16 protein-coding genes and 2 pseudogenes are annotated in these 26,785 nt (G+C 47.9%); 8 read left to right on the forward strand and 10 right to left on the reverse strand.

The genetic code is table 11. The features are described from left to right. Positions 1-195: 195 nt before the first annotated feature. Positions 196-4,506: a DNA-directed RNA polymerase subunit beta gene (gene rpoB, locus J4G02_02455; protein MCE2393458.1), complete on the reverse strand. Its 4,311-nt coding sequence runs from the start codon at positions 4,504-4,506 to the stop codon at positions 196-198. Between the two features lie 443 nt (positions 4,507-4,949). After that, positions 4,950-5,309, reverse strand: a pseudogene (locus J4G02_02460) (helix-turn-helix domain-containing protein). Positions 5,310-5,519: 210 nt separating this feature from the next. On the opposite strand from J4G02_02460, the gene queG reads away from it, so the two are divergent. Both queG and smc read left to right on the forward strand, forming a co-directional pair. Beyond that, the gene (gene queG / locus J4G02_02465; protein MCE2393459.1) at positions 5,520-6,656 is read left to right on the forward strand and encodes a tRNA epoxyqueuosine(34) reductase QueG; all 1,137 of its coding nucleotides are present in this window, start codon (positions 5,520-5,522) and stop codon (positions 6,654-6,656) included. A 132-nt stretch (positions 6,657-6,788) separates the two neighbouring features. Continuing rightward, positions 6,789-10,352, forward strand: coding sequence for a chromosome segregation protein SMC (gene smc, locus J4G02_02470; protein MCE2393460.1), 3,564 nt, complete (start codon positions 6,789-6,791; stop codon positions 10,350-10,352). A gap of 207 nt (positions 10,353-10,559) precedes the next feature. Here the strand turns inward: smc and fusA are convergent, their stop codons facing one another. After that, positions 10,560-12,629 carry an elongation factor G gene (fusA, locus tag J4G02_02475; protein MCE2393461.1) on the reverse strand — a complete coding sequence of 690 codons (2,070 nt, stop codon included), beginning with the start codon at positions 12,627-12,629 and terminating at the stop codon, positions 10,560-10,562. Positions 12,630-13,375: 746 nt separating this feature from the next. Here fusA and J4G02_02480 point away from each other — a divergent pair. Beyond that, positions 13,376-14,278 carry a sulfite exporter TauE/SafE family protein gene (locus J4G02_02480; protein MCE2393462.1) on the forward strand — a complete coding sequence of 301 codons (903 nt, stop codon included), beginning with the start codon at positions 13,376-13,378 and terminating at the stop codon, positions 14,276-14,278. Positions 14,279-14,382: 104 nt separating this feature from the next. Here J4G02_02480 and J4G02_02485 read toward each other — a convergent pair whose 3' ends face one another. The 3 genes and pseudogenes from J4G02_02485 to nrdR all read right to left on the reverse strand — a co-directional run bounded on the left by J4G02_02485 (position 14,383) and on the right by nrdR (position 18,672). Further along, on the reverse strand, positions 14,383-14,946 hold the full coding sequence (locus J4G02_02485) for an HD domain-containing protein (GenBank protein MCE2393463.1): 564 nt from the start codon (positions 14,944-14,946) through the stop codon (positions 14,383-14,385). Between the two features lie 9 nt (positions 14,947-14,955). Further along, positions 14,956-18,085, reverse strand: a pseudogene (locus tag J4G02_02490) (vitamin B12-dependent ribonucleotide reductase). Positions 18,086-18,216: 131 nt separating this feature from the next. Then, on the reverse strand, positions 18,217-18,672 hold the full coding sequence (nrdR, locus tag J4G02_02495) for a transcriptional regulator NrdR (GenBank protein MCE2393464.1): 456 nt from the start codon (positions 18,670-18,672) through the stop codon (positions 18,217-18,219). A 389-nt stretch (positions 18,673-19,061) separates the two neighbouring features. On the opposite strand from nrdR, the gene J4G02_02500 reads away from it, so the two are divergent. Then, complete coding sequence (locus J4G02_02500) at positions 19,062-20,420, forward strand: MATE family efflux transporter (protein MCE2393465.1); 1,359 nt, start codon at positions 19,062-19,064, stop codon at positions 20,418-20,420. A gap of 56 nt (positions 20,421-20,476) precedes the next feature. On the opposite strand, the gene J4G02_02505 is transcribed toward J4G02_02500, so the two are convergent. Then, positions 20,477-20,956, reverse strand: coding sequence for a phosphoribosylformylglycinamidine synthase subunit PurS (locus J4G02_02505; GenBank protein MCE2393466.1), 480 nt, complete (start codon positions 20,954-20,956; stop codon positions 20,477-20,479). A gap of 47 nt (positions 20,957-21,003) precedes the next feature. Here J4G02_02505 and J4G02_02510 point away from each other — a divergent pair, with 47 nt between their 5' ends. Further along, a complete protein-coding gene (locus J4G02_02510) occupies positions 21,004-21,267 on the forward strand; it encodes a hypothetical protein (GenBank protein MCE2393467.1) in 264 nt (87 codons plus the stop codon). A gap of 18 nt (positions 21,268-21,285) precedes the next feature. Here the strand turns inward: J4G02_02510 and J4G02_02515 are convergent, their stop codons facing one another. Further along, on the reverse strand, positions 21,286-21,810 hold the full coding sequence (locus J4G02_02515; protein ID MCE2393468.1) for a molybdenum cofactor biosynthesis protein MoaB: 525 nt from the start codon (positions 21,808-21,810) through the stop codon (positions 21,286-21,288). A gap of 216 nt (positions 21,811-22,026) precedes the next feature. Here J4G02_02515 and J4G02_02520 point away from each other — a divergent pair, with 216 nt between their 5' ends. Further along, a complete protein-coding gene (locus J4G02_02520) occupies positions 22,027-22,929 on the forward strand; it encodes a hypothetical protein (protein ID MCE2393469.1) in 903 nt (300 codons plus the stop codon). Positions 22,930-22,980: 51 nt separating this feature from the next. On the opposite strand, the gene J4G02_02525 is transcribed toward J4G02_02520, so the two are convergent. Both J4G02_02525 and J4G02_02530 read right to left on the reverse strand, forming a co-directional pair. Next, positions 22,981-23,781: a BtpA/SgcQ family protein gene (locus J4G02_02525; protein MCE2393470.1), complete on the reverse strand. Its 801-nt coding sequence runs from the start codon at positions 23,779-23,781 to the stop codon at positions 22,981-22,983. A 34-nt stretch (positions 23,782-23,815) separates the two neighbouring features. Next, positions 23,816-24,622, reverse strand: a complete 807-nt coding sequence (locus J4G02_02530; protein MCE2393471.1) for an SDR family oxidoreductase — start codon at positions 24,620-24,622, stop codon at positions 23,816-23,818. A 327-nt stretch (positions 24,623-24,949) separates the two neighbouring features. On the opposite strand from J4G02_02530, the gene J4G02_02535 reads away from it, so the two are divergent. Both J4G02_02535 and J4G02_02540 read left to right on the forward strand, forming a co-directional pair. After that, complete coding sequence (locus tag J4G02_02535; GenBank protein MCE2393472.1) at positions 24,950-25,672, forward strand: NAD(P)-dependent oxidoreductase; 723 nt, start codon at positions 24,950-24,952, stop codon at positions 25,670-25,672. Positions 25,673-25,812: 140 nt separating this feature from the next. After that, positions 25,813-26,785: aldo/keto reductase (locus J4G02_02540; GenBank protein MCE2393473.1), on the forward strand; the 973-nt coding region annotated here is incomplete at its 3' end.

Genomic DNA, 26,785 nt, shown 5'->3' on the forward strand with positions numbered 1-26,785 from the left:
GCAGCTGTAAGCCCCATTTACCAAGATTCACCAAGCAAATTTCGAATCCATGACGTTGAAAAGCTCTCGATCTGATCAGGGCAACATCGGGCTATCGGCGCAACGAAATCAGATTAAGATTCACGTTATCTCTTAGGCATGGGGCAATTTTTTTGTAGGTTGGATATACCTTACGCAAGGCCCTGATTGGTTGAATCAGATCTCATGTTCCGACTCCCAATCCTCAGGGGCTAGGTCAAAAGTATCTAGGTCGTCAGATGTCTGTTCTAGGTCTACATCCAAACAAAGACTTTGTAATTCCTTCACAAGGACGTTGAACGATTCTGGAGTGCCCGGCGCAGGAGCATTCTCTCCTTTGACAATAGCTTCGTAAATTTTGCTCCTTCCAACGACATCATCGGACTTAATTGTGAGTAATTCTTGCAAGGTATATGCAGCACCGTATGCTTCGAGAGCCCATACTTCCATTTCACCGAGGCGTTGACCACCTTGCTGCGCTTTACCACCAAGTGGTTGTTGAGTCACCAATGAATAGGGACCCGTGCTGCGAGCGTGAATTTTATCATCCACCAAGTGATTGAGTTTGAGAATGTAAGTATATCCGACGGTAACTTCTTGGGCGAAGGGTTCCCCGGAGCGCCCATCGTACAACTTGGCTTTTCCGTGTTCTGGCAAGCCAGCTTCTTTTAAGAGTTTACGGATCTCCGGATCCTCTGCACCATCGAATACCGGTGTAGCAATGTATAAGCCAAGCTCCCTAGCTGCCCTACCCAAATGTGTCTCTAGAATCTGTCCCGCATTCATACGGCCGGGAACTCCCAATGGATTCATGATGATTTGGATTGGCGTCCCGTCTTCCAGATAGGGCATATCCTCTTGTGGGAGAATCTTTGAAACAACCCCTTTGTTGCCGTGTCTGCCGGACATTTTGTCGCCGACAGAGATCTTTCGACGGGTCGCCACGTAAACTTTCACCAGTTTGAGAACACCTGGCTTCAACTCATCTCCCTTGCGAATCTTCTCAATCTGCGCATCCCTTTCTTCCTCCAGATCTCTAAGACGTCCTTGCGCCAACTGTTGAATCCGTTCGATGAGCTCCATTGCAGTCTTATTCGCAACATGGAAGTCCTCCAACGGAATCCCCGCATCAAGCAGCTTTTCCGTGACAATCCTTCCTTTCTTAGCAATGAGGTTTGTGCCATCAGAAACACTGCTAGCAAGTTTTTTCCCGAGCAGCGCGTTACGAATTTCGGCGTCCTTGCGTTGGTTAATCAATCCACGTTTCGCTTCCCATTCCTTCTCCACTTCTTTTTCTTTGGCGAGCTCCCGCAGTCTCGTTTGACGGTCGGGTTCTCGTTCTTTCCGAGAGAAGACCTTAACATCAACCACGACCCCTTCTGTGCCGGGTTTGACATATTTAGAAGCGTCCCGTACCTCGCCAACCTTCTCACCAAAGATGGCGCGCAGCAGTTTTTCTTCGGGTCCGAGGTCGCTTTCGCCCTTCGGTGTTACCTTGCCGACCAGAATACTCCCGGGACGGACAACCGAGCCGATGCGAATAATTCCCTCTTCATCCAATTGTGCCAAAGCTTCCTCAGAGACGTTTGGAATGTCCCGCGTAATTTCCTCACGTCCCATCTTTGTATCACGCGCTTCTACTTCAAACTCTTCAATATGGATGGAGGTGTAGATATCGTCAGTGATGAGCGATTCGCTGAGGAGGATGGCATCCTCATAATTATATCCTTCCCAAGACATGAATGCGATTAGGACATTGCTTCCAAGGGCAAGTTCTCCATTTTCGGTGGAGGTTCCATCGGCGATCACTTGACTCGCTTTTATCTCTTCCCCGACATCTACACATGGACGTTGGTGGAGACTGGTGCCACTGTTCGATCGCTTGAAGGTCGTCAAGCGGTATACATCGTAGCCCATTTCGCTGAACGACTGTTCTCCGCCAGCAATCCTGAAGGCGTCATCAGTGCGAATAATGATTTCAGCGGCGGACACGCTTTCCACAACGCCATCCCGTTTTGCTAGCACAACCGCTCCAGAATCACGAGCGGCTTTATGTTCCATGCCCGTTCCAATCAGTGGAGCCTCCGGGCGGATGAGCGGCACAGCTTGTCGCTGCATGTTACTCCCCATCAAGGCACGGTTCGCATCGTTGTGCTCAAGGAAGGGGATGAGTGCAGCAGAAACACCAACGATCTGCTTGGGGGAAACATCGATATAGTCAATTTCTGGCGCTGACTTCCGCGGAAAATCGTCCTTGTGTCGTGTCACCATCATGTCGCCTTCCATTGTTCCTTTCTCATCAAGGACAGCATGCGCTTGCGCGATGGTGAACGTATCTTCCTTATCCGCAGCCAAGTAATCAATCTGATCGGTTGCTTTGCCTTTCGAGACCTTGCGATAGGGTGTCTCCATAAAACCGTAGGCGTTTACCCGTGCGTAAGTACTTAAGGAAACAATTAGCCCGACAGATGGACCTTCAGGTGTCTCAATTGGACAGACACGGCCGTAGTGAGTTCGATGAACATCTCGCACCTCAAAGGTCGCACGTTCGCGATGTAGTCCACCAGGTCCCAGCGCACTCAAACGGCGTTTATGGGTTAATTCGTCTAGGGGATTGGCTTGCTGCATAAATTGGGACAGTTGGCTTGAACCGAAGAAGTCTTTAATTGCAGCGGTCAACGGTTTAGGATTAATCAGGTCGGCGGGGGTTACATTCTCCAAGTCTTGAACCGTCAATCGCTCTCGCGTTGCGCGAGTCACTCGCAACATTCCCATCCGTACCTGATTCTGCAACAGCTCACCGACAGCTCGAACTCGACGATTACCGAGGTGATCGATATCATCCATCTCCCCTTCTCCGTTCTGTACCTGTATCAGGTATTGGAGAACAGCGGCGATGTCCTCTTTGCGCAGTACTCGAACCTCCTCATTTACTTCTTCATCTCCGTTCCGATACAGGGAGAGATTACCCAATTTTTCATTGAGTTTGTACCGTCCTACCTCTGCGAGATCGTAACGCACTGGATCGAAAAATAGCTTCTCAAATCGGTTGTGTGCACTCTCAATTGTAGGCGGATCGCCCGGTTGCATCTTACGAAATATCTCAACTACAGCAAGGTCTTGGATAGTACCGCGATGGACTTTGAGAGTATTCCCTGCTTTCTCAATGGTAAAGTTATCTCTGCTGTTTTTGTTGGATATACGATAGCGTCCCTCTGTCAACACTTGCACAGTCGCGGAGGAGGATAGAGAAGCACCATTATCCTTAAACTGTTGGTGCCATGCATCCGATACTAGCTCACCATCCGTCAAATCACTTTCGAGGTCCGACGAGACCTCGTCTGACGACACTTCAAAAATTAGCGGCAGATTGTAATCTGATTGGAGATCGCGCTTGAGCGTATTCCGCAGGAAACGGATATCTTCTGCATCATCTGCATCTAAAACCTCAACTTTTTTGACTTTTGCCTCACGCAATTCATCAATTTGTTCTTGCGTCAATTCCGTATTCGCTTCAAGCAAAAGTTCTTCAGTGGCAGGATATCTGATCGGAGCAGCTGTTACCCGATCAATTAGGGACTTGTCGAGCTTAACCTGTTCTGTCTTAGCATACAGTTTGAGTATGGTTTCATCCGTTTCCCAACCCAGTGCCCGTAGCAGAACGGTTACGAGCATTTTTTTGCGTCGATCGAGGCGGACGTAAATCATGTCCTTGATGTCGTACTCAAACTCAATCCACGCACCGCGGTACGGAATAATCCTTGCAGTGTTGAGTATCTGCCCGCTAGTATGGGTATCTTCCCCAAACGTTGCGCCGGGCGATCGTTGTAACTGGCTGACAATCACCCGTTCAGAGCCATTGATAATGAAAGTGCCGTTTTCCGTCATCAAGGGGATTTCACCCATATAGACTTCATTTTCTATTATTTCCTCAGTAGGCAGATTTTCACCGGTGTCCTCATCTTTTTCTCTGAGAACCAATCGGACACGAACCTTTACGGGCAAGGCATAACTGAATCCGCGGGATTGGCATTCGTTAATGTCGTATTTAGGGACCCCGAGTGAATAGCTAACAAACCGGAGTTCGTTAGTTTCGCTGAAGTCGGGAATCGGAAAGATTTCATTCAAAACAGCTTGCAGGCCTTTATCTTCACGCAGACTAACCCGCTCTGTCTTGTGCTCGTGGGAAACTTCAACGTCACTGATATCTGCTTTAAGCAATTCATCAATTTGCTCTTTTGTCAATTCCGTATTCGTCTCAAGCAAGACATCGCCGGTGGTTGGATGTTCAACAGGAGTAGCTATTACCCGACCAATTAGAGGACTATTCGGGAGAATTTGTCGTTGAAGAAATTCTTCGTAGGAAGATTTTTGAACCTCAATGAGATCCGGGAGATCCAGAATCTCTGGAATTTTTCCGTAAGATAATCGTTCGCGTTTACCATAATATTTGACGGGTTTGTCATATTTTTTAACGGACTGGGGCATGCTTTCACCTGACCTTGAAATTAGGGGATAAGGGCATTTCTGAATTTTGTTGTCTGAAGCGGGCGTAACGCAGTATTATATAACAACTATTATTCCGTGTCAAGTGAATTTTTGGGGCGTATACTATTTTTTATTAAAAATTTTCTTTGACTTCAGAAAAAATGGCTGCTACGATAATAATGAGCTTTTCATGAGTCCGTCCCTCATTTTACGGTAGGTAGTGCTGTTTCGCCGATAGCCGCTTGCTAGGCTCTGTTGACATTTATGTGAGGTCGCGCGAATGTGAGGCACAACGCACAATTGGGTTGGAACACCCAACCCCTACGGCGTAAACTGTGTCTACATGGCATAAAGTAAGCTTCAAAGCCAACCAGAGATATCGTAGGCGTGAGATTCCCTCGTCCGTTCCCCACTTCGTACTCTTATAGGTTGAGATTCATATTCTTAGACAGGTGGCTAAAGGTCATTGAGCGATACCGACCTTCACCTTTGAAGCGTGGGAAGCCGGGTGCTTCACCTGCTCGGACACGCCGAAAGAACGATTGGTAGGCTTTATCCAGACGGCGTAGGGTATCTTGCAACACGTCAATGTGCAGCATATCAAAAGTGCTGGATGTCTGACGCAATTCGGGTAAGGTATTCGCCTGCGTAACCCAACTGACAGATTCGCCTGTTTTGTTGTAAACCTCTTTGCGCCAAGACAATCCTTGATTGTATAGGTTTCGCAAGGCCTCAAGCCATGTAAGCAGCACTTTAGTTTGCTTAAAGGTCGGATATATCCGATATTGGTAGGTTTTAATCATGGGATTTGGCTTTCTCAACGCCTGTCAGATGTTATCTAACAAACTTTTGTGTCCTGTAGCAAAGGGGTTGGGAGCACCGCCGAGCGGTGGCGTGATACCTCCTACCAAAGCTAACCGACATTATACTATGTTTTCACTCATATTACCATAAAAAGAGAGACGCAGTTTCCTCTACGCACTAAAGTACGGGTGCTCCACTGCGAAGATTTGATGAATCTGACAGAACAGATTAAGGTTCAGGCACAAAAACTTGGATTTGAATTGGTTGGCATCCTCCCCGTTGAACCGAGCCAGACGGTTGACCATTACGAACAGTGGTTGAAAGATGGTCATGCAGGAGAGATGGATTATTTAGAAAAGCATCTGTCATTGAAGCGAGATCCGCGCCAGATCCTTCCCGAAGCCCAATCAATCGTCGCGCTCGCGATTAATTACTACACGCTTGACCCACCTAAATCACTTGCGGAAGACTCATCGCGCGGACAGATTTCTCGATACGCGTGGGGAACGGATTATCACCGTCTTATCCGCTTGAAATTAGATCGGCTGGCGACATTTATCCAAAAGGCTGCCGAAGAAAAGGTTAAAACTAGGGTTTATGTAGATACCGCTCCGGTCCTTGAGCGGGAGTACGCTGAACGTGCGGGAATCGGGTGGATTGCTAAAAACACAAATGTAATCCACTGGCGGGCAGGCTCTTGGTTTTTTCTCGGAGGCATTCTAGTCAGCATCAAGTTGGATACGGACGTACCATTGCTCCGTGGAAGTTGTGGCACCTGCACCCGCTGCATTGAGGCGTGCCCCACAGATGCGATCTTAGCGCCCAATATTTTGGATTCTCGGCTGTGCATTTCCTACCTTACTATTGAGTTGAAAGGGAGCATCCCACACAAGCTCCGCCCACAGATGGATAATCTAATCTTCGGTTGCGACATCTGTCAGGAAGTCTGCCCCTGGAACAGTAAAGCGGTACCGACAAAGGAACGCGATTTTTATCCTCGCAAGGGAAACCTCGCACCCACGCTGCTATCACTTATAAACATGACACAGGAACAATTTAGTAGACGTTTTAGGCACAGTCCAATCAAGCGAGCGAAGCGACGCGGCCTTCTCCGAAATGTTGCGGTTGCGCTTGGCAACTGGAAGGATCGCGCTGCGGTGCCTGCCCTTAAACAGGCGTTGAACGATGACGAATCCCTAGTTCGTGGTCATGCTGCATGGGCATTAGGGCAGATTGGCGGTAAAGCGGCAAGAAAAGCATTACAAACGCGTCTAGACACGGAAGTTGAGACAGAAGTTATTACAGAGATTAAAGATGCACTGAACCAAAATTTTTCCAAGGATTAAAGTAATTAGTTGACATGGGTATATTCCATCAACTTGCAACGGACTTTTCTAGCGTAACACCGAAACTTTATCGGTTAACTTACGTTAATAAAAATGTAACTTGCGAATTGTCTATCGGAGGAGGAATATCCGTTGCATATTAATCAAATTAAAATCAGCGGTTTTAAGAGTTTCGCCGAAGATGTGGAGTTAATATTGGAGCCGGGGATTACAACCATTGTCGGTCCCAACGGCTGTGGCAAGAGCAATGTGTCAGACGCAATTCGTTGGGTCTTGGGCCAACAGAGTCCTCGCGCGCTGCGTTGCGCCAATATGCAAGATCTCCTTTTCAACGGCGGATCGAACTTTAAACCAGCACAACGGGCACAAGCCTCCCTCCATTTCACTAACGTTGAGGGAAAACTTGCGCTCGAATCTCCGGAGATTGCAGTTCGCCGTCAACTGACACGTAGCGGTGAAAGTGGCTATTTCATTAATGACGCTCCATGTCTGCTACGAGATATTACCGAACTCTTTATGGATACAGGAATCGGCGTCGATGCCTATTCTGTCATGGAGCAGAGCAAGATTGACCTCATCCTCAATACTCGTCCCGAAGAGCGCCGCTTCCTGTTTGATGAGGTTGCAGGCATCACCAAATACAAGCATCGTAAAAAAGCCGCACTTAGGAAGCTAGAAGCAACTGAGCAGAATCTTGTCCGGATTAATGATGTGATCCACACGGTGCAGCAGGAAACTGAATCGCTCAAGCAGCAAGCTGCGCAAGCCAAGCGTTATCAACAACTCCACAGTCAACTGAAAAATCTCGAATTAGATCTCAGCCGTCGGGAGCACGGGCGATTTGTCAAAGAATTGACTCAAACACAACTCAATTTAGATGAACTGATGCTTGCTGTGACAGAAGCCAATGAGCAGATCGATTCCACTGAACAGCAAATCGAGGATGCAACAGCACGTCGAGCCGAGTTAGATAACTTAATTCGCGAGGGACAAGGGGTTGTGAGCCGATTCTCAAGTGAGGTCGAACAAACAGAGGGGCAAATTGCAGTTTATAAGGAACGACAGCTCAATATTCAGCAGCAACGTCAACGGGCACTTCAGGCAATCGAATCATTGGAAAAACAGTCGGCAGAACTAGAGACACAGAAGGCAGAACGCGAAAAGGAACACAGGCAGGTTGATGTTTCACTTCAGTTGGAGGAAAGCAAGTTGACCGCGCGGCGGAAGGTTTTGATCGAATTCGACACTCGGGTGACGGAAGCTGAAAACGCCGTGAAGACAGCGCAAGAAAATTTGCTTGAAACCACGAATCAAGTTTTACAACTAGAAACACAACTTGCGTCGATCAATCACAAGCTAGAGTATTCAGCTGCCAATCTGGATCGAATTACAGAACGCTCAAACGTCTTAGGTGCTGAACTGGAAACGGAAAAAGAGAGTTATACAAAAGCACAACGACGCGAACAGCAGCTTAATGCTGACCTAATTCGGCTTGAGACTGACCGGCAAAAAGCTGAGGAAGAGATCCAACGTTATCAGACGGAACTCCGCAAGCTAGATTCAGAGATGCGAGGGATGCAGGATTCACTCGGTACTAGCGCTTCGCGGTTCAAGTCCTTAAAGGATCTGCAAGCCACCCATGAAGGTTACTACACAGGTGTTCGTGCGATCCTGAAAGTCCGCGAAACAGAACCAGAACGCTTTGGCAGCATTTGTGGCGTCATCGCGGAACTCATCCGAACCGAACCGGACTACGAGTTAGCAATCGAAGTGGCATTGGGGAGCGCGATCCAAAACATCGTTACAGAAACGGCTGAAGATGCTCAGTCCGGGATTGAGTACCTCAAGCAGACGAAAGCAGGCCGGGTGACATTCTTGCCCTTGGATATTCTGCGGACTCGGCCATTTAACGGTGATAGCTTGCTAGGTAAGCCTGGTGTAATTGGTCTCGCAGCTGAACTTCTAGACTATGATTCAAAATATGAGGTTGCGGTTCAGCAACTGCTGGGAAATACGGTCGTAGTCGAAAACCTCGATATAGCTATACAACTGACACGGAGCTCCCGTCATAATGCACGCCTCGTCACGTTGGAGGGAGAATTAATCAATACTTCTGGTGCGGTTACGGGTGGGCATAATACCAGTTCAACCAGTGGACTCTTGAGTCGCTCAAGGGAGCTAGAAAGCCTACAGGAACGTATTAGTCAGCTGACAAGCCGGCTTAACGAAAAAGATACCAGAAGCAAAAAGCTCGCCGGCAAGTTAGCGGAACTGCAACAGACCCGACAAACCTTCATCACGCAGGGGCAAGCACATCAGATTGAGCATGCGAGTTTGTCAAAAGTTCTGGAACAGGGACAGCGGCAAATCAGTCAGCTTGAGGAACAGTTGAACGATGTAGAGCAGGAGGAGACAAGCCTCCATCAGGAAACAGAAAAAGCGAAAGCAGATCAGGCGACACTTCAATCTGAATTAGAGGAAGCAGCCAAGGCGCGTCGCACGCTACAACGACGCATCGAGCGACTGTCAGAACAGATTCAGAGCGAAAAGAACAAACGTGAGGAAGTCATCGAGTCCTGTCAAGAACTTGAAATCGCCTTGGCAGGGAAACGGGAAAAATTGCAGAGCCTGAATTCCGAGCTCCTGAATCTTGAAAGAAGTCAGGCACAGGTTCGCGACAGTATCGGTGAGCATCAAGCGGTTATCGATTCTGACGACCAGATCCGCCAGGAACTCTCTTCACAAATTGACAAAGCGCAACGCAAATTCCTCCAGATAGAGCAGGAAAAATTCGAGGCTGAGGAAAATGTTAGGCGGCTAGAGGAGGAACATGTAGGCTTAATCGAACAGATAGCAGAAGCACAGAAGCTAGTGCGCAAAGCGAGGAGAGAATTCGATAAGCGTAATCGCCTGCGGCATCACCTAGAGGTCACGACAACCCAGCTAGAGATGCAATTGAAAGCAATCTCCGCTCGAATTCTAGATAAGTACCAAATCACAATCGACCAAGTCGAGATTGAGGATAATCCGGTTGACGATCTTGAATTGATGGGACAGATTGACACGTTGAAAACCGAGATCGACGGAATGGGAGCTGTTAATCTTGTAGCAATTGAAGAGTATGAAGAGCACAAGCAGCGCGAAGATTTCCTTGTTACTCAACGTGAAGACCTAGAGAAGTCGCTCGAATCAGTCAATCAAGCAATCCAGAAGATTAACCGGACTTCGCGTGAGACGTTCCTCAAAGCATTTGAGCAGATACGGACTAACTTTCAAGAGGTGTTCGAGGAACTTTTTGGCGGTGGGGAGACGGAGTTGCGTTTGACAGACGAATCTGATGTATTAGAAGCGGGGATTGATATCATCGCTTGTCCACCGGGTAAGCGACCGCAGAGTATCACACAACTCTCCGGCGGCGAGCGGTCGCTTGTTGCCATTGCTCTGCTCTTTGCCGTGTTCAAGATTAAACCGAGCCCGTTCTGCGTTTTGGATGAAGTTGACGCCGCACTCGACGAAGCGAACGTGCTCCGCTTCACAAACCTTATTCAGAAATACGCCCAACAGACACAGTTTATTATCATTACCCACAATAAGCGGACGATGGAAATCTCTGATGTCATGTACGGTGTGACGATGGAACAAGCAGGCTTGTCAAAGGTTGTTTCAGCAAAGTTTGGTAATGAGATCGCAGCGTGAAACGTGAAAATCTTGCACAATCACGTTTTACCCACACCGCAAACATCTGCTCCGCCTCCACCATTCCCCTAAACTTCTCCTAAAAAAAGCAAAAAAATAGGCTCACATTAAAAGAAAGTGCGATGGACGAATAAAAACCGAGTCTTTGGCAAAAACTCGGTTTCTATTGCACGGTCCCTTAATATAAGCCAAAAAGTATAGTACCGTTTACTCTTCTGTTTCCGATTTTGCTTCGGCAATCACCTTTTGGGCGAGTTCATCGGGCATCTCCTCGTAACGTGAGAACTCCATCGTGAAGCTGCCCCGCGCACTCGTAATCGATTTAAGATCGATCGAATATCGGAACATTTCCGCTAACGGTACAGTTGCTTGGATTACCTGACGTTTGCCTGCCTGCTCAACCCCCATGATTCGACCGCGTTTGCTATTGAGGTCGCCGATAATGTCCCCCATGAACTGTTCCGGAACGGAGATTGTAACGTCCATGATTGGTTCAAGCAGCACGGGCCTGGATTCATTTGCCGCCTCTCGAAACGCAAAAGAGCCAGCAATCTGAAAAGCCATATCCGAGGAATCAACAGGGTGGTGCTTACCGTCGTAAAGCTCTACCTGAGCATCAACGAAGGGATACCCGGCGATTAGACCTTGAGCCATTGTCTCACGGATACCTTTCTCGACTGCGGGGATGTAATTACGCGGGATCGAGCCACCCACAACCTTGTTGACAAACTCAAAGCCGGAACCGCGTTCAAGTGGGGAAAGGTTTATCCAAACCTCACCAAACTGCCCGCGTCCACCAGACTGACGTTTATACCGACCTTGGACACCACTTGCCCTGCCACGAATTGTCTCCTGATAGGAGACCTTTGGCATTTCGGTCTCGGTTTCAATACCAAACTTATCTCGCATACGGTTGCGTATGACCGCGAGGTGTATCTCGCCAAGCCCGGAAGCTAGCAGCTGTTTCGTTGTACTATTCCGCTCAATCTGGAATGATGGGTCCTCTTCCATCATCCGGGAAAGGGTTGTACTCAGCTTCTCGTCGTCCCCTTCTCGTGCAGGCATGATGGCAAATGAGATAACAGGTTTAGGGAATTCGGCCCCGGGAAGTTGGAACGCACTGCCTACGTCGCAAAATGTGTCGTTCGTTTGCGCAAGCGTCAGTTTAGACACGACTCCGATATCGCCAGCGGAGACTTGGGGGGTGTCAATAGAGGTTTTCCCATTCATGAACGCGAGTTTGCCGATTCGTTCATTCTCACCTTTCGTCGCGTTGTAGACCTGAGAATCACCATTGAAGATACCAGAATAAACACGGAAGAAACTGAGTCTACCTGCGAAGGGATCTGCTAATGTCTTAAAAACCAACGCCGACAGCGGCGAATCTGGGGATGCTTCATAGGTTGTTTCACCGTCAATTCCTGTAACCGGTCTGGCATCTACCGGAGATGGGCAGCAGTTCGTGATCGTGTCCATCAACGGTTGGACGCCGATATTTCGCAGGGCATCACCACAGAGTACAGGTACAAATTGATTGGCACATAATCCTGTACGAAGGCCAGCCCCAATATCTTCATCGGTGAGCTCACCTTCAAAGAACTTTTCAATCAACTCATCATCGCTTTCCGCTGCGACCTCAACAAGCTGTTCTCGCATCTCTTCTGCCTGCGCTTCAAGTTCGGCAGGAGCCTCTGACTTTAGCAAAGGCTTATTATCTGGTGGTTCGGTGAACGCCCCTATCTGTATGAGATCGACGATGCCTTTAAAGTCAGCTTCCTTACCAATTGGGATCTGCGTCACAGCCGTTCGGGTTTCAAGAATCTCATCAACGCTCGCAAGGGCGTTTTCAAAACTGGCGTTCTCTTTATCCATCTTGTTGATAAAGATCATCCGTGGAAGCTCATATCTATCAGCCGCTTCCCATACCTTCTCCGTACCGCCTTCGACGCCGGTTGTTGCGTCAATCACCACAATAACGGCATCTACCACGCGGAGTACACTCTCGAGATCTCCATGTAAATCTTCGACACCGGGCGTATCAATAATATTTAACTTGTACCCTTTCCACTCGGCGACACATACAGAACAGTTAATTGTCATCTTGCGTTCAATTTCATCTGGGGCATAATCTGAAACTGAATTCCCACTATCAACTTGTCCGATTCGCTCAATTGCGCCCCCATTATAGAGTATCGCTTCGATGAGTGAAGTCTTCCCTGTGCTCGAATGCCCAATAATACCGATATTCCGAATCTGTTTCGTCTGATATTCCTTCATCAAAAAAACTCCTTACGATGTCAGGTTAACCAAAAACATCTCAGAAATATGTAATTAAGCAGGTCTGTAAAGTTTTTGTTTGTATGAACTGGCTCTGATGTGGTTTTTACCTAGTTCCTCTGTAGGTCCCCTTCGTGTCGTTTACCCTTGAAGCCTTCCTAGGGGGTAAGCATCGGCATCCAAACCGACGAACATTTTACACACCTGAATCAAACAGAAAAATTAGCAGTCACTTTCAAACCTTTCAGAATCTCTTCGATGACGAAAAAGAGGACTCCATTGAGGTGCTTTTTACTAAATCGGGACCTGCTTTGGAAATTGCTAAAACGTTGGTGATTGTAGCACACCCCTATGGGAAATGCAAGCAAAAAGAATTCGATCAATTTTTCCCTTTACAATAGCGCAGCTTTCCTCTATACTTGGATGTGCGAGTATTCGACGGCATAAATCCCCAATACACCTACCGATAGAGGTCTGGAGCTCTCAAGACATGGAAGAGATAGGACGGATACGGAGGGAACTTGGGAGAGTCAAAAACTTCTGCCGTGTGGTACGAGCAGATTTTGATGTTCCATCGAATTGGAGTCGTGCATGAAAGGTATTTTCAACGTTCTAATCTGTTTACTCTTTCCTATAGCTTGGGGGGCACTCATTAACTGGATTTTTACCTTTCTCGAACGTCGTACTGGCCGTTCAACTCCCCACAACCCTAAAATTGATTATCACATTTGAAATTATAACGCTAGATGAACGTCGATATCAGTGGCATACCTGTTAATATCTTGGGGTTGATTGCTTTAGGGTGCATCAGCGGTTTCCTATCAGGTTTCTTCGGGATCGGCGGGGGTCCGCTAATCACCCCGATTCTCAATATCCTATTCGGCATTCCCTTCCCAATTTGCATCGGAAGTACGCTTTCTCGGACAGCTGGCACCACTTTCTCTGCTGTATTGCGGTATTGGAAGTTCGGCAATATAGATGCAAAACTGGCATTGATGATTGTGGGAGGTAATTTTGTCGGTATCGAGATTGGGGTATATCTGCTCGACTGGCTGGATAAACTGGGAGAGATCAGTGTCGGGAAGCAATCAATGCCAGCGCTTCAGTATTACTTGCAATGGCTCTTCTTTGGGGTGCTTATCACCGTTTCAGGATTGATTCTCATCGAATCACTGATTCACAGAAGAAAAAGCGGTCACAAACAGTCGTTCAGCTTGCTTCGAGACCTACCCATCCCACCTTACGTTTCCTTTCCCATCAGCGATGTTCGGCAAATCTCGCTCCCGGCAATTGTTTATTCAGCACTCGTCATCGGTATTTTCACAGGATTGCTCGGGATTGGCGGCGGTATCCTCTTCGTGCCGCTACTAATCTACGGATATGGCGTCGAGACGCATGCGGCAGTTGGCACGACTTCGCTTATCGTATTTTTTTCTGCTGCTTATGGGACTGTTACCCATGCAATGCGGGGTAATGTTGACTTATGGCTGGTTGCGTTTTTGCTGATTGGATCTACAATCTGTGCACAGGTAGGGGTAATCGCGAATCAGAGAATACAGGGCGATTCGATCCGCTTCTGTTTTGCGTTTATCGTTTTGATTGTGGCGGGAATGATTGGCTTTAATCTTCTAGGCCTGATCTATGGGTAGTTGAACAACAGCAGGGTTGAACGTTATTTCTCCAACTTGAGACTCGGAGGCAAAATAGGTGAAGATGTTGATTTACGTTGTTGTTCTCCGACCGGTAAATGCACTTATTGTACAATCTTCTGGATGGCTTCGTATTTTTCCTTAATCATTTCCTTGCCTTCAGGGCATAATTTATTCCAACTTCGTTCTAATTTTGCCCTTACCCAAGCTGTTCCCTCATCAATTTCCATCTGATGTTGAACAAAAACTAGGTAAAACAAAGATGGAATTTGATCAATGTGAGCTATGGCATCGGCACTGGCAAGGCAAACTGCTTCTGCTGTTTGTTTCTCTATATTGATACTTCCCCGATGAGAAACAATGCACTGCTTGACAGCGATTATCGCATCTTCAGGATAGCCGAGAGATCTTAAGATGTTATCCGCCTCTTGAGCACTGTGAAGATGATGTTCTGAGGTAAGGGATTCTTCCTTGATACCGGCATAGTCGTGTAACAAGGCAGCAATTTGGACAATCTCTGGATCGGCTTCCAACTTTTTTGCCAGTAGCTTGCCGTACTTCACAACAAGTGTAATGTGATGACTCCAAATACCATACCCATACTTGTTAGTTTCTTTTTTACACGCTTCTTCAACGATGCTTCTGATTGTCGGATTTATCTGCCTCATACTTCAACCCTACGAACATCCACTCGTCGCACCGCAATTCAAACAGCGATAACAGGTGCCGTTCCGCACCATGATTGTCCCGCAATCATGACAGGGAGGGGCATCTGACTGCATCGCTGCGACGCGTTTTTCGCGCGCTTCTAGTCTTTGGGCGCTTTCCTCCTGATTGATGTCATCTCCATAAGGGTGCAGCTGCTGTGGCTGGGTAAGCTGATCGCCAAGGCTTCCGTCTCCCTCGGCAAGCACTTCGCTTTGGGGCACGAATTTCAGTCCTAGCCAGCGGAATACATAGTCGATGATTGACTTTGCTATTGGGATATCCTTATTGTTGGTAAATCCCGCAGGCTCAAATCCGACGTGACTGAACTTGCTGACCAGTGATTCCATCGGAACACCGTATTGTAACGAGATTGAGGTCATTGTCGCGATCGTATCCATCAATCCAGAAATAACAGAGCCTTCCTTCGACATCTTGAGGAACACCTCGCCGGGGCTGCCATCTTCATAAAATCCAACGGTAATGTAACCTTCGTGACCCGCAACACTGAATTTGTGGGTGATTGAATCGCGTTCATTGGGCAGACGACGGCGGATGGGGCGCGTTTCCTGTTCCTCTTCCTCCACTTCCGCTCTGGTGGTGCTGAGAGGTTGCGACAGTTTCGATCCATCCCGATAGAGCGCTACCGCCTTCAATCCCAGTTTCCATGCCTCAACGTAAAGGTTCTCGACCTCTTCAACCGTTGTTTCGTGGGGCATGTTGATGGTTTTGGATATCGACCCACTCAGAAATGGCTGCGTTGCAGCCACCATGCGAACATGCGCCATCGGCTCAATGTAACGCTGACCGTAATTCCCACATTTGTTGGCGCAATCAAAGACAGGTAGGTGTTCATCTTTCAGATGCGGTGCACCTTCGATGGTCATCATACCACAAATTACCTTGCTTGCTTCTTCAATTTGCTGCTGTGTAAATCCCAATTCACTCAATAGATCAAAGCCCGGCGCGTTATATTTTTCTGGGCCAAATCCGAGACGCGCCATCCCTTCCTCTCCGACAGTGTAGGCGTTAAACGCATGCGCCAGCTCAAAAACGGAGGATAGCGTCGCTTCGATCTGACCGATCTCTTCGTCAGTCAAACCCTTCTCTTTAAGTGAGACATTATTGATATGCGCCGAACCGATTAGCGAGGAAGTACCTTGCACATAGGTTACAATGTCGTCAATCTCTTTGTCTGTATAACCGAGCTTTTTCAGTGCGCGTGGTACCGATTGGTTGATAATTTTGAAGTAACCGCCGCCCGCCAACTTCTTGAATTTCACAAGCGCAAATTCGGGTTCAACGCCGGTCGTATCGCATTCCATCAGTAGCCCTATGGTACCGGTAGGCGCTAGCACCGTTGCTTGTGCATTCCGATAGCCGTAGCGCTCACCCATTTCAACCGCATCATCCCATGTCTGTTGTGCTGCCTTCAAAAGGTTAGGTGGGCAGACATCTGGGTTAATGCGATAGGCTGCGGAACGATTCGCGGTTCTTATCGAAACTGGGGAAGGGACCTTTGACCGCAGCCATCTCAGCGGATGCCCGATACGCTTCACCACAGAGGATTGCTGTAAGCGCACCGGCGATGGCATATCCTTCTTCGCTGTCGTAGGGGATACCGTTGACCATCAGCAAAGTTCCCAGATTGGCATATCCCAGTCCGAGTGGTCGATAGTCGTGGCTGTTTTGAGCGATTGGCCCGGTTGGATAGGAGGAGAAATCCACAAGGATTTCCTGACCGATGAAGAAGATTCGGCAGGCATGCTTGAACCCTTCGACATCAAAGTTTCCATCTTCATCGACGAATTTGAGTAGATTGATAGAAGCGAGATTACATGCGGAGTCGTCAAGGAACATATATTCTGAACATGGATTACTGCTATAAATTCGATCGGTATTCGCGCAAGTATGCCAGTCGTTAATCGTCGTGTCAAACTGCATACCTGGATCCGCACAAGCCCAAGCGGCTTCGGAGATTTGACGCATGAGATCTTTGGCTTCAAATGTTTCACAGATTTCGCCCGTTGTACGGAACGTTGTATGCCATTTATCACCGCGTAGATAGGCATTCATGAATTCGTCCGTGATTCGGACAGAGTTATTTGAGTTTTGCCCTGAGACGGTCTTATACGCTTCCCCATTGAAGTCAGAGGGATAACCAGCAGCGACAAGCGCTGCTACTTTCTTTTCCTCATTCACCTTCCAGTTGATGAAATCAACGATTTCCGGGTGATCCATATCGAGGCATACCATCTTGGCCGCGCGTCTGGTAGTCCCTCCAGATTTGGTCGCCCCTGCCCCACGGTCAAAAACCTCAAGAAAAGACATCAGTCCGCTACTTGTCCCACCGCCGGAGAGTTTTTCTTGCCGCCCTCGAATCTTGAAAAAATTCGTTCCGGTCCCTGAGCCGTACTTAAAGACACGCGCCTCATTTTTGACCAACTGGAAAATCGACATCAGGTCATCGTCAACAGCCTGTATGAAGCACGCACTGCATTGTGGGTGGTCGTAGTTATTCTCCGTCTGGACCACACTGCTCTTTTCAACGTCCCAATACCAGTTGCCGGTTCCGCCTGTAACTCCATATAGATGATATAGTCCACAATTAAACCAGACCGGCGAATTAAACGCACCGCGCTGCATCACGAGCAGGTCTGTCAGTTCCATCTCAAAAGCATCAGCATCCTCCGGTGTGGCAAAGTAGCCACCAAAAGCTTCGCCGGCATGGCGGATGGTATGCGCAACACGTTGGACGAGTTGACGAACGCTTGTTTCGCTATCCGTTTCAGGCACACCCGCTTTACGGAAATATTTGGACACCGCAATATCCGCTGCCAACTGTGACCAGTTCGATGGGACCTCAACCTCATTTTTCTCAAAGATTGCCTCGCCTTTTTCATTATAGATCACCGAACTTCGAGGTTCCCACTCGATTGTATCGAATGGATGCACACCGGGCAAGGTATACCGTCGATCAATTTTCAAGCCCTGTTGTTGTGCAGTTTCTTCAAGAGAAGAGGGTTTGATGTCAGCAGTTTCATCCGATGGCACGGCGGCTATTGAATCCTGATTAACACCAAAATCGTTGGTTTGGGACATGTTGATTCCTTTCTTGCAGTTCCTTTCTTATGATTGCTAAAAAATTGCCGGATTCAGCAACTCGCTTACCTGTAATTCGTTGATAATTCCCCTAAATTCAACGCTCTTCCTGAACGATCAGTTTCATTAATTTAATCATCAGGTGCTAATTGACGGAGCTCGTTTTCAAAATCTGCTGCATCTTTGAAATCACGGTAGACAGAAGCAAACCGAATATATGCGACACTATCCAAATTTTTGAGAGCATCCATAACAATCTCACCGATGATATGACTTTCGACTTCGGATTTGCGCATACTGATAATTTGTTGTTCGACATCCCCAATCAAGCGATCAATGGTTTCCTGACTAATCGAGCGTTTTTCACACGCCTTCATGATATTGCGCTTTAGCTTTTGCCGGTCAAAAGCTTCGCGGCGCTGGTCTTTCTTAATAATGAAAAGATCCAACACTTCAGCCCGCTCATACGTTGTAAACCGTTTTGAGCAATGGAGACACGCTCGGCGTCTACGGATGGCAGTCCCTCCGTCAGTATCCCGCTTGTCGATGACTCTTATGCTGGAACCATTGCAGTATGGACATTTCATAGAACACCAATATATTGTGTATAATTTCTTTTACCATACAATATGTTCGATAGGGGCTAATATAATAAACGATTATTAGTGATCTGTCAATAGTTTTTTCACAGAATCTCGATAGTTTTTTCTAAAAATTAACAACCGAAATCCAAACAGATAATTCTTGCCGGATTTCGTGAAGATGTGGCACAATAAAATAACTGATAAATTTCCCGATGAATTAGTAAATCTATCGGTTTTGGTTTGCAAGTGCTAATCCAAGTTATGTGTGTTCGATTACTATAACAATTAAGAAAATGAGAGAAGGATATTTTCGTGTATTCAATGAAAACCGCTAAACAAAGGCAGATTGGAGTCGTCGAAAGCGCATCAACATACCGGAAAGAAAGCTATCTATGAAGAAATCGAAGTACGACCTGACCCAAGGGAGCATTTTCAAGAATCTTATACATCTCGCTTGGCCCATTGCCCTCAGCAATATTTTGCAGGATTCTTTCAGTGTGGTTGATATGATTTTCGTCGGAAAATTGGGAGCCGAAGCGATTTCTGCCGTTGATATGAGCTCAAATCTTCAGCGGTTGATTAGTGTGCTTTCACTCGGCATCTCGATGGGAACAGTCGTTCTGGTTTCTCAATCAATCGGTGCACAGCAGAGAGAGCAAGGGGAAAACATCGCAATGCAGGCGCTCATCTTAAGCATTGCATGTCCTCTTGTAATTGCGTGTATAGGCGTTCCGCTCGCTGAATTTGGATTGAGGCTACTCGGAGCAGAGGAAGAAGTGGTGCGACTCGGTGTACCTTACTTGCGTATCACACTGCTCGGTGGTATCATGATGTTCGTATCGATGACGTTAGGTTCCATTTTCAGAGCGGGTGGAGATTCAATAACACCGATGGTGGTCATGATTGTTTCAACGGTCTTAAATATTGTTCTAGATCCCTTGCTCATATTTGGGATTTGGAAATTTCCGCGTCTGGGTGTTGCAGGATCCGCTTATGCAAGCGTGATTGGTAGAAGCAGTGGGGTTGTGATTTTCCTTTATCTCTGCTTCATTGGACGTAGTGTCATCTCGCTGAAGCACGTTAAGCGCCGGGTAGATCTATCAGCAATGGGCAAAATCCTGCGCCTCGGAATTTTTAGTTCAATGCAAGGATTTTTGAGGCACGCCTCCCGGTTGGGGTTTATTCGAGTTGTGGCGATTTATGGAACGAACGCTGTGGCTGCCTACGCTATCTGTATGCGCCTCCGCATCCTCGTGATGCACTTGGGTTTCGGATTCGCAAACGCTGTCGCGCCCATGGTGGGGCAGAATATCGGAGCAGGTCAGATTGACAGGGCAGAAAAATCTGCCAATCTTGCCGGTGGATTGGCAACGGTACTTATGGCTGTGCTTGGAAGCCTACTGTTTCTTTTTCCCCATTTTTGTATTAGGGTATTTACTGGACAAACGGAAGTTATCACTGTCGGGAGTGTTTACCTCCGCTACCTATCAGCCACTTTCGCATTTATCGCAATTTCTATTGTATTTGGTCGTGCGCTCAACGGTGCTGGGGATACTGTTTCCCCGATGGTGATGACATTCATCTGTCAACTCGGTATTGGGCTGGCGCTAGTGATTTCGCTTTCCTTTTTAGTGGGACTTAAGGGAGTCTGGATTGGTATCGCCCTATCAAATGTTGTGCAAGGCTTATTGATGTGGTGGTGGTTTAGACGAGGAACATGGAAGACCAAAGCACTGGTAAGCAAGAAATGATGTTACGATTATCACTAGCTGTTCTGTACACTTCGATGGTCATGATCAAACGGAACTTATTCACCTCGCCAGATCTCAAATATTTGTATAACATCGTTCGCAAGGAGTTGTTGTGCAATCATTTCAAGTTTGGGTTGATCTAAGTCTCCGTGTATCCGGTACTTCTGTCCTGTCTGTGCGGTTTGGACATCTGGAACTCCCATATCGTGTAGTCCCTTGAGAACACTATCACCCACAGCATCCGTTACCCCCGGTTTTAACCATACCTCAATGGTCCATACGGAACTATCACTTTGTCTTGGGGTATGATTGTCGGAATGGCTATAGACGTAATTCTGCGTCACCGGATCAGCGAGCAGTTCCGCACCGATGCGCTCAATTGTATGAGAATTAATGTCTCCTTCGATCCAGTAGATTTGAACGGTGTGCACGGATTTTACGCCATCGAGCCCGAGATCAATGATATCCTGAAGAATACCTTGTCCGATAGCATCCGGCGTTTCGGGTTTGTAACTAACTTCGATTTTCCATTTCAATTTTCGATTTTCCTATCTTAATTTCGATAAACTAAAAGGACTAAAACGTGCCAACGGAAGAAGCCAGTGCCCGAACGCTGTTAATTATTGTCAGCGTCATCGGCGCTATTTTTACAATTGTAATGATTATCCTGTTCTTCAACGCAGCGCCTGCCCGCTCCGACATTCCAGACCATCAGACTTACACAGATCCAGCCGCTTGTCTGAAATGTCATCTGCGTGGGACCGAGCAATCGCCAACCATGCCACATCTCAATGTCGGCAGCTGCCATATCTGCCATCGGTTGGCAAAGGAAAAGAAGCCGAAGTAACAAAACGCACCTATTTTCTTATCGTCCGACCTCCCATGCCAGATGCTGTAACTCCGGTCCGATCAGTTTTTCCCACGCTAACTGTACTGCAGCTGTTGAGCCGGGTGTCGAAATAACCACTTTTCCCCGGTACACGCCGGCGGTAGCACGCGATAGCATCGCTGCTGCTCCGACTTGGTCATAGCTGAACAGCCGAAAGAGTTCACCAAAGCCGGGCAGGGTTTTCTCTAAGGCTTGATTCAGCACGTCGAAGGTTGTATCACGTGGGGCGATGCCTGTGCCGCCATTGAAAAGAATCATGCGCGCGTCCCCTGCTGCGAATTCGTCCAGTACCTCCTTGACCTGATCCGGTTCATCTTTGATGATGCGATAGCCCACGACCTCATTTCCGCCTGACGCCAGTTGTTCTCGGAGGTACGCTGCGTTCTTATCTGTTTCCGGGGTGCGTGTATCGCTGACGGTAACGATTGCCACGAGCACGGAACCGTGTTCCGCAGCCATCTCCCGATGCTGCTCGGTGCTCGTTGAAGTTTTTTCTGCCATCTCTGTTCTCCCTAAAATTAGATACTATGGAATTTATTGCAAAAATCCTACGGATATAGAATATGCCAAACGCCCCACATTGTCAAGGCTAAATAGAAACTCAATCTGGGGTTGATGCAGTCGGTACAATCATGATAAAATGAACAAAACAATTCCTAAAATTGAAAAGGGTTGGGAACAAATTTACTAACTTCAAATTAAGACAAGGAGCATAATATGGTTCCCCTGATTAGCAACATTGGCTATGGTCTATTAGGCGTCTGTCAACTTCCACGGTTCTGGTGGAAAGTCACTCTCAGAAGAGTGGGACTGCTTGACGAAGAATATCCCGATTGCAGCGGCGGGCTTGACACGTCGGTCCTCGAACTTTTAGATTTGGACAAAGAGACAACGCTCTCCTACCTGCGAGATAATATGCCGAACTATCTTGAATTTGAGACTTGGATTCTCCAGCAAAAGGGTGGGACGATTGATCAACAGGCGGTGGCAGATTGGAACGAACAACTCCGATCTCGCAATCACCGTCCGGCGAAAATCGAAGAGACGTATCATGACATCGGGCTTCCTGATGATGCCGGCATTACGTCCGCTGTGGTGTTGAACAATCTACAGGATTGGCAGCTCTTTTATGAGCGGGACTTGGATAACGATTTCGCAGCGCTGACCGGGCGCGTTGTACCACTGATTGCAAACATCGATTACGGCGCTTTGGAGGTCTGTCAGTTGCCTCGAACTTGGATTAAAATCCTACTGAAAGCAAAAGGCAAGCTCCACCCGGACTATCCGGACATGACCGAAAACGGACTGGACCCGCGAGTCTTACGCGTGCTAGGAATCGAGCCCCTCGATGCTGTCGCTTACATCCGTAAAAATCTGCCCAGTTATACTCAGTTTGAGGCGTGGGTGTTAGAACAGAATGGCAGTGAAATTGACAGGGAAAAAGCCGATGAGTGGAACACCTTTATCCGCAACCGTACCCATAGGGGCGAGAAACGGATCGAGATTCACGCAACCGTTGGTCGCGAAGATGACGGCACACTTAACTCTGCGGTGCTCCTCAACCATATCGAGGATTGGCATCTTGCCCACACTGATCTCATGAATGCATCCGCAGCGTGATTGAAAAGTTCGCTTCTAATTGTGATCCCGGTTTTGGGTTTCTGGAAGCATCTATCCTTCACGCGCCTTAATCAGGGCGCGCACACGGTCTGCGTCAACTGCGTTTGTTGTCACACCGTCGTGTTTAATCGAGGTGCCGGCAATAACGCCATCTGCATACTGCAAAACTTCGACGAGGTTATCGACGGTCACACCGCTGCCAGCGAAAATACTGGCTTGAGGAACTGTCGATTTCACAGATTTTAACTGATCGAGATCGGTGCTTTTGCCCGTTGCTGCCCCCGTAACGATCAGTGCGTCCGCAAGTCCGCGATGATACGTATCCTCCGCACTTGCGAGGATATCGATTGGCGCAAGTGGTACGGCATGCTTTACGGCAATATCGGCGAAAATTTTAACCTCGCTTTTGAGGAGCGAGCGGTAGCGCAAGGTCTCGTGCGCTTTCCCTTGGATAATACCTTGGTCGGTAAGCATTGCGCCGGTATGCACATTTACACGGATAAAGTTTGCGTCCGTAACCGTCGCGATTGCTATCGCCGATTTTGCGTCGTTTCGCAGGACGTTGATCCCAATCGGTGTCTGGGGATGGTGCTCGCGAATCTTGTCTGCAATGAGTGCTAGCACCGCAACGGTATGAGGCTCGACGCTATCCGGTAAGAAGGGCGCATCCCCATAATTTTCGATGATAACCCCGTCAATTCCATTATCAATTAGCGTCGCTGCGTCCGAAAGTGCGCGGGTGCGAATTTCATGGAAGGGTTGAGTAGATTGGGGACTGCCGATCAACGGGGGAAGATGGACCACACCGATGATCGGTTTGGGATGATCGAAAAGCTGATTGGTTCCCTGCATATTGCTAAAATCCTTCGCTCGTAGGAGACGACCATCACTGCAAACGTGACAACATCGCCAGCGGTGTTGTTGCAAGCAGACCCGCATCAACGGGCAGCAACACACCAGAAATCCAACGAGACTCATCGCTAGCGAGGAATAGTCCTGCCCACGCGATGTCCCAAGCGGTGCCTTCTGTTCCCAAAGGACCTGACCGACGGCGGAGATCGCGCAATTCATCGGAAATGGTGGTCGTCATTGGAGCATAAATGTGTCCCGGTGCGATGCAGTTAACCCGAATGTTGTCCCGTCCGTGATGTACCGCCATATTGTGCGTCAAGGAGACCGCACCTCCTTTCGATACAGCGTAGGGGATGTTCTGCCAGATATTCGCTCGCAGTCCATCAATTGAAGCGATATTGATAATCGAGCCACCACCTGCCTCAATCATCTTGGGAATGGCGTGCTTAGATGCCAGCATCATACCCTTGAGATTAACCGCCATTACATCATCCCAGACATCTGGATCTACATCAACGACCGTCCCCGCCCCGCCGATGGCGGCACTGTTAAATAGAATATGCAACTCACCGTATCGTTCAACGGCTGCTTCAGCCATCGCTTGACAGTCATCGTTTTCGGAGACATCGCCGACGAAAATTGACGCCTCCCCGCCTTCCTCCTCAATAACAGCAAGGGTTTTCTCCGCATTTTCGAGATTTCGGTCTACCAGCAAGACCTTGGCACCCTGCCTACTAAAGAGAATTGATGTCGCTCGTCCAACGCCATCTATCGGGGTGCGACTTCCCGCCCCGGTGACAATGGCGACTTTGCCTGCTAACCGTGTCCCGCTGTTTTCCATTATTGCTCGGCTTCCTTTGATTTTATTTTTGATAGAATCAACTCATGGGATTTCGTTTCGTACATATAGAGTAAGCGCACTACCTTCCTCTACCCCGCCAAATAGCAAAATTTTCCCCTCAAGGTGTCTAAGGTGTCTATAGTACGGATGATTTGATGTCTCGTCAACGGAAAATTATGCCTTTCCACAATCTTGTTAGTGAACCTCTTGACAAGTTAAAGAGTTCTGAACAATAATGTGTCAGACAAACTTGAAACATGCAGCATATGAACAGACACTGTATCTTCTCATCAATAATTCAGCGTATAAACCGAGGAAATTACAACTATGAAAATACTGTTGACAGGCGCAGCCGGCTTTGTCGGACGTGCTGCAGTCGATATCTTGAGCCAAGATCATGAAGTGACTGCCTTTGACATTCGTCCGGTTGTTGACTACGATAACACCGTTCAAGGTGATGTGCTTGACTATCCAACGCTTGAAGCCGTAATGGCGGGACATGATGCGGTTGTGAATACGATTATGGCACCCAATGGCAGTTACAGCATGGACGGTCCGGGTTTTGATATTAATGTGCGGGGTATGTTTAATCTCCTTGAAGCTGCCCGTGTATGCCAGATCCAACGATTTGTCCATACTTCTAGCGGGGCGGTTCATGGCGGCTATCCAGAAGATACCTTTCTCACACATGATTTATATCCACTCAAAGCTGCTAGCTCTTATGATCTTTCTAAGCTAGTGCAGGAAGAACTCGCCCGAAATTATCAGGAACAACACGATCTCTCCATCGCATGTATCCGACCATGGGGCATTATTGATTCAGACGAAATGGTTACGACCGATGGTCATCCTGTAGATGGCTACTATTATGGCTCAATTGATAGACGGGATGTTGCGTCCGCGCTAAAATGTGCCCTAGAGACGCCGGATATTAGCTACGATTGTTTTTATATATTTTCCACACCGGGGGGCTATAAAAAAGGAGATGTAGCACGGACAGAGAGGATGCTGGGTTGGGAGCCGGTTTATCGATTTGATGCAGATCTGTAATCTCATTCCCGCAAGGAATCACTTGAATTAAAAAATCCTTGAAATCTGGTGGGGATTGTGAGAAAATCATTGGTATCTAAGACATGAATTTACCATCATTTCATTGACAACAGATACCAATTCAGTTTGGAGGCACGTTAATGGGTAATATAGCAACAAGCAACTTGGGAAATACAGGGGTTGCCTTAACCAACTTGGGTTTCGGTGGGGCACCACTCGGAGATCTCTTTGAGATTCTCAGTGAGACACAAGCGCAGGGGACACTTCAAGCGGCATGGGATGCCGGCTTGCGCTATTTTGACACAGCACCGTTCTACGGCTACGGGAAAAGTGAGCATCGTTTCGGACATTTTCTGCGCCAACAACCGCGCAATGAGTTTGTGCTTTCTACAAAAATTGGGCGTGTGCTGCGGGCGACACGTGATCCCGATAATTTCGATAAAGGGATGTGGGCTGGAGGACTGCCTTTCGATCTTTATTTTGACTATAGCTACGATGGGGTTATGCGTTCTTTTGAAGACAGTCTCCAGCGACTCAGCTTGAACTCTATCGATCTCCTGCTCATCCACGATCTCGATCACATGTTTCACGTGAACGATACACGGATCAACGCTCACATGGTGCAGCTCGGCACCAGCGGTTGGCGGGCACTTGAGGAGCTCCGTTCCAGTGGACAGATAAAAGGGATAGGGGCTGGTGTGAATCAGATGGGAACTATCCCGCGCTTTTTAGAGATGGTGGACCTCGATTTCTTTATCGTTGCGATGCCGTATACGCTGTTAGATCAGGATGTCTTGGACGCTGAATTTCCACAGTGCGAGGAACGCGGTGGTGCGGTATTTGCCTCTGGTATTCTGGCGACAGGTGCGACGGAGAACGCCTATTACGCCTATGCCCCGGCACCCCCTGAGGTACTAGAAAAAACGCGGTACATCCAAGCGGTCTGTGATCGACACAATGTGCCATTACGGGCAGCCGCATTACAGTTCCCGTTAGCGCATCCAATCGTCGCCGCAGCGATTCCGGGTGGTCTTATGCCAGAGCATGTTCAATCAAACGTAGAAATATTTGAACACCCTATCCCTGCGGATCTCTGGAGTGAGTTAAAGGCAG

The organism is Candidatus Poribacteria bacterium (assembly GCA_021295755.1).
Classification (GTDB): domain Bacteria; phylum Poribacteria; class WGA-4E; order WGA-4E; family PCPOR2b; genus PCPOR2b.

Excerpts from the sequence above, each read along its gene's own strand:
- J4G02_02525 (MCE2393470.1), bottom strand. The coding sequence starts at position 23,781 with ATGCAGGGAACCAATCAGCTTTTCGATCATCCCAAACCGATCATCGGT.
- queG (MCE2393459.1), top strand. The coding sequence starts at position 5,520 with ATGAATCTGACAGAACAGATTAAGGTTCAGGCACAAAAACTTGGATTT.
- J4G02_02480 (MCE2393462.1), top strand. The coding sequence starts at position 13,376 with ATGAACGTCGATATCAGTGGCATACCTGTTAATATCTTGGGGTTGATT.
- J4G02_02485 (MCE2393463.1), bottom strand. The coding sequence starts at position 14,946 with ATGAGGCAGATAAATCCGACAATCAGAAGCATCGTTGAAGAAGCGTGT.
- rpoB (MCE2393458.1), bottom strand. The coding sequence starts at position 4,506 with ATGCCCCAGTCCGTTAAAAAATATGACAAACCCGTCAAATATTATGGT.
- fusA (MCE2393461.1), bottom strand. The coding sequence starts at position 12,629 with ATGAAGGAATATCAGACGAAACAGATTCGGAATATCGGTATTATTGGG.
- J4G02_02520 (MCE2393469.1), top strand. The coding sequence starts at position 22,027 with ATGGTTCCCCTGATTAGCAACATTGGCTATGGTCTATTAGGCGTCTGT.
- J4G02_02515 (MCE2393468.1), bottom strand. The coding sequence starts at position 21,810 with ATGGCAGAAAAAACTTCAACGAGCACCGAGCAGCATCGGGAGATGGCT.
- J4G02_02535 (MCE2393472.1), top strand. The coding sequence starts at position 24,950 with ATGAAAATACTGTTGACAGGCGCAGCCGGCTTTGTCGGACGTGCTGCA.
- nrdR (MCE2393464.1), bottom strand. The coding sequence starts at position 18,672 with ATGAAATGTCCATACTGCAATGGTTCCAGCATAAGAGTCATCGACAAG.
- J4G02_02530 (MCE2393471.1), bottom strand. The coding sequence starts at position 24,622 with ATGGAAAACAGCGGGACACGGTTAGCAGGCAAAGTCGCCATTGTCACC.
- J4G02_02500 (MCE2393465.1), top strand. The coding sequence starts at position 19,062 with ATGAAGAAATCGAAGTACGACCTGACCCAAGGGAGCATTTTCAAGAAT.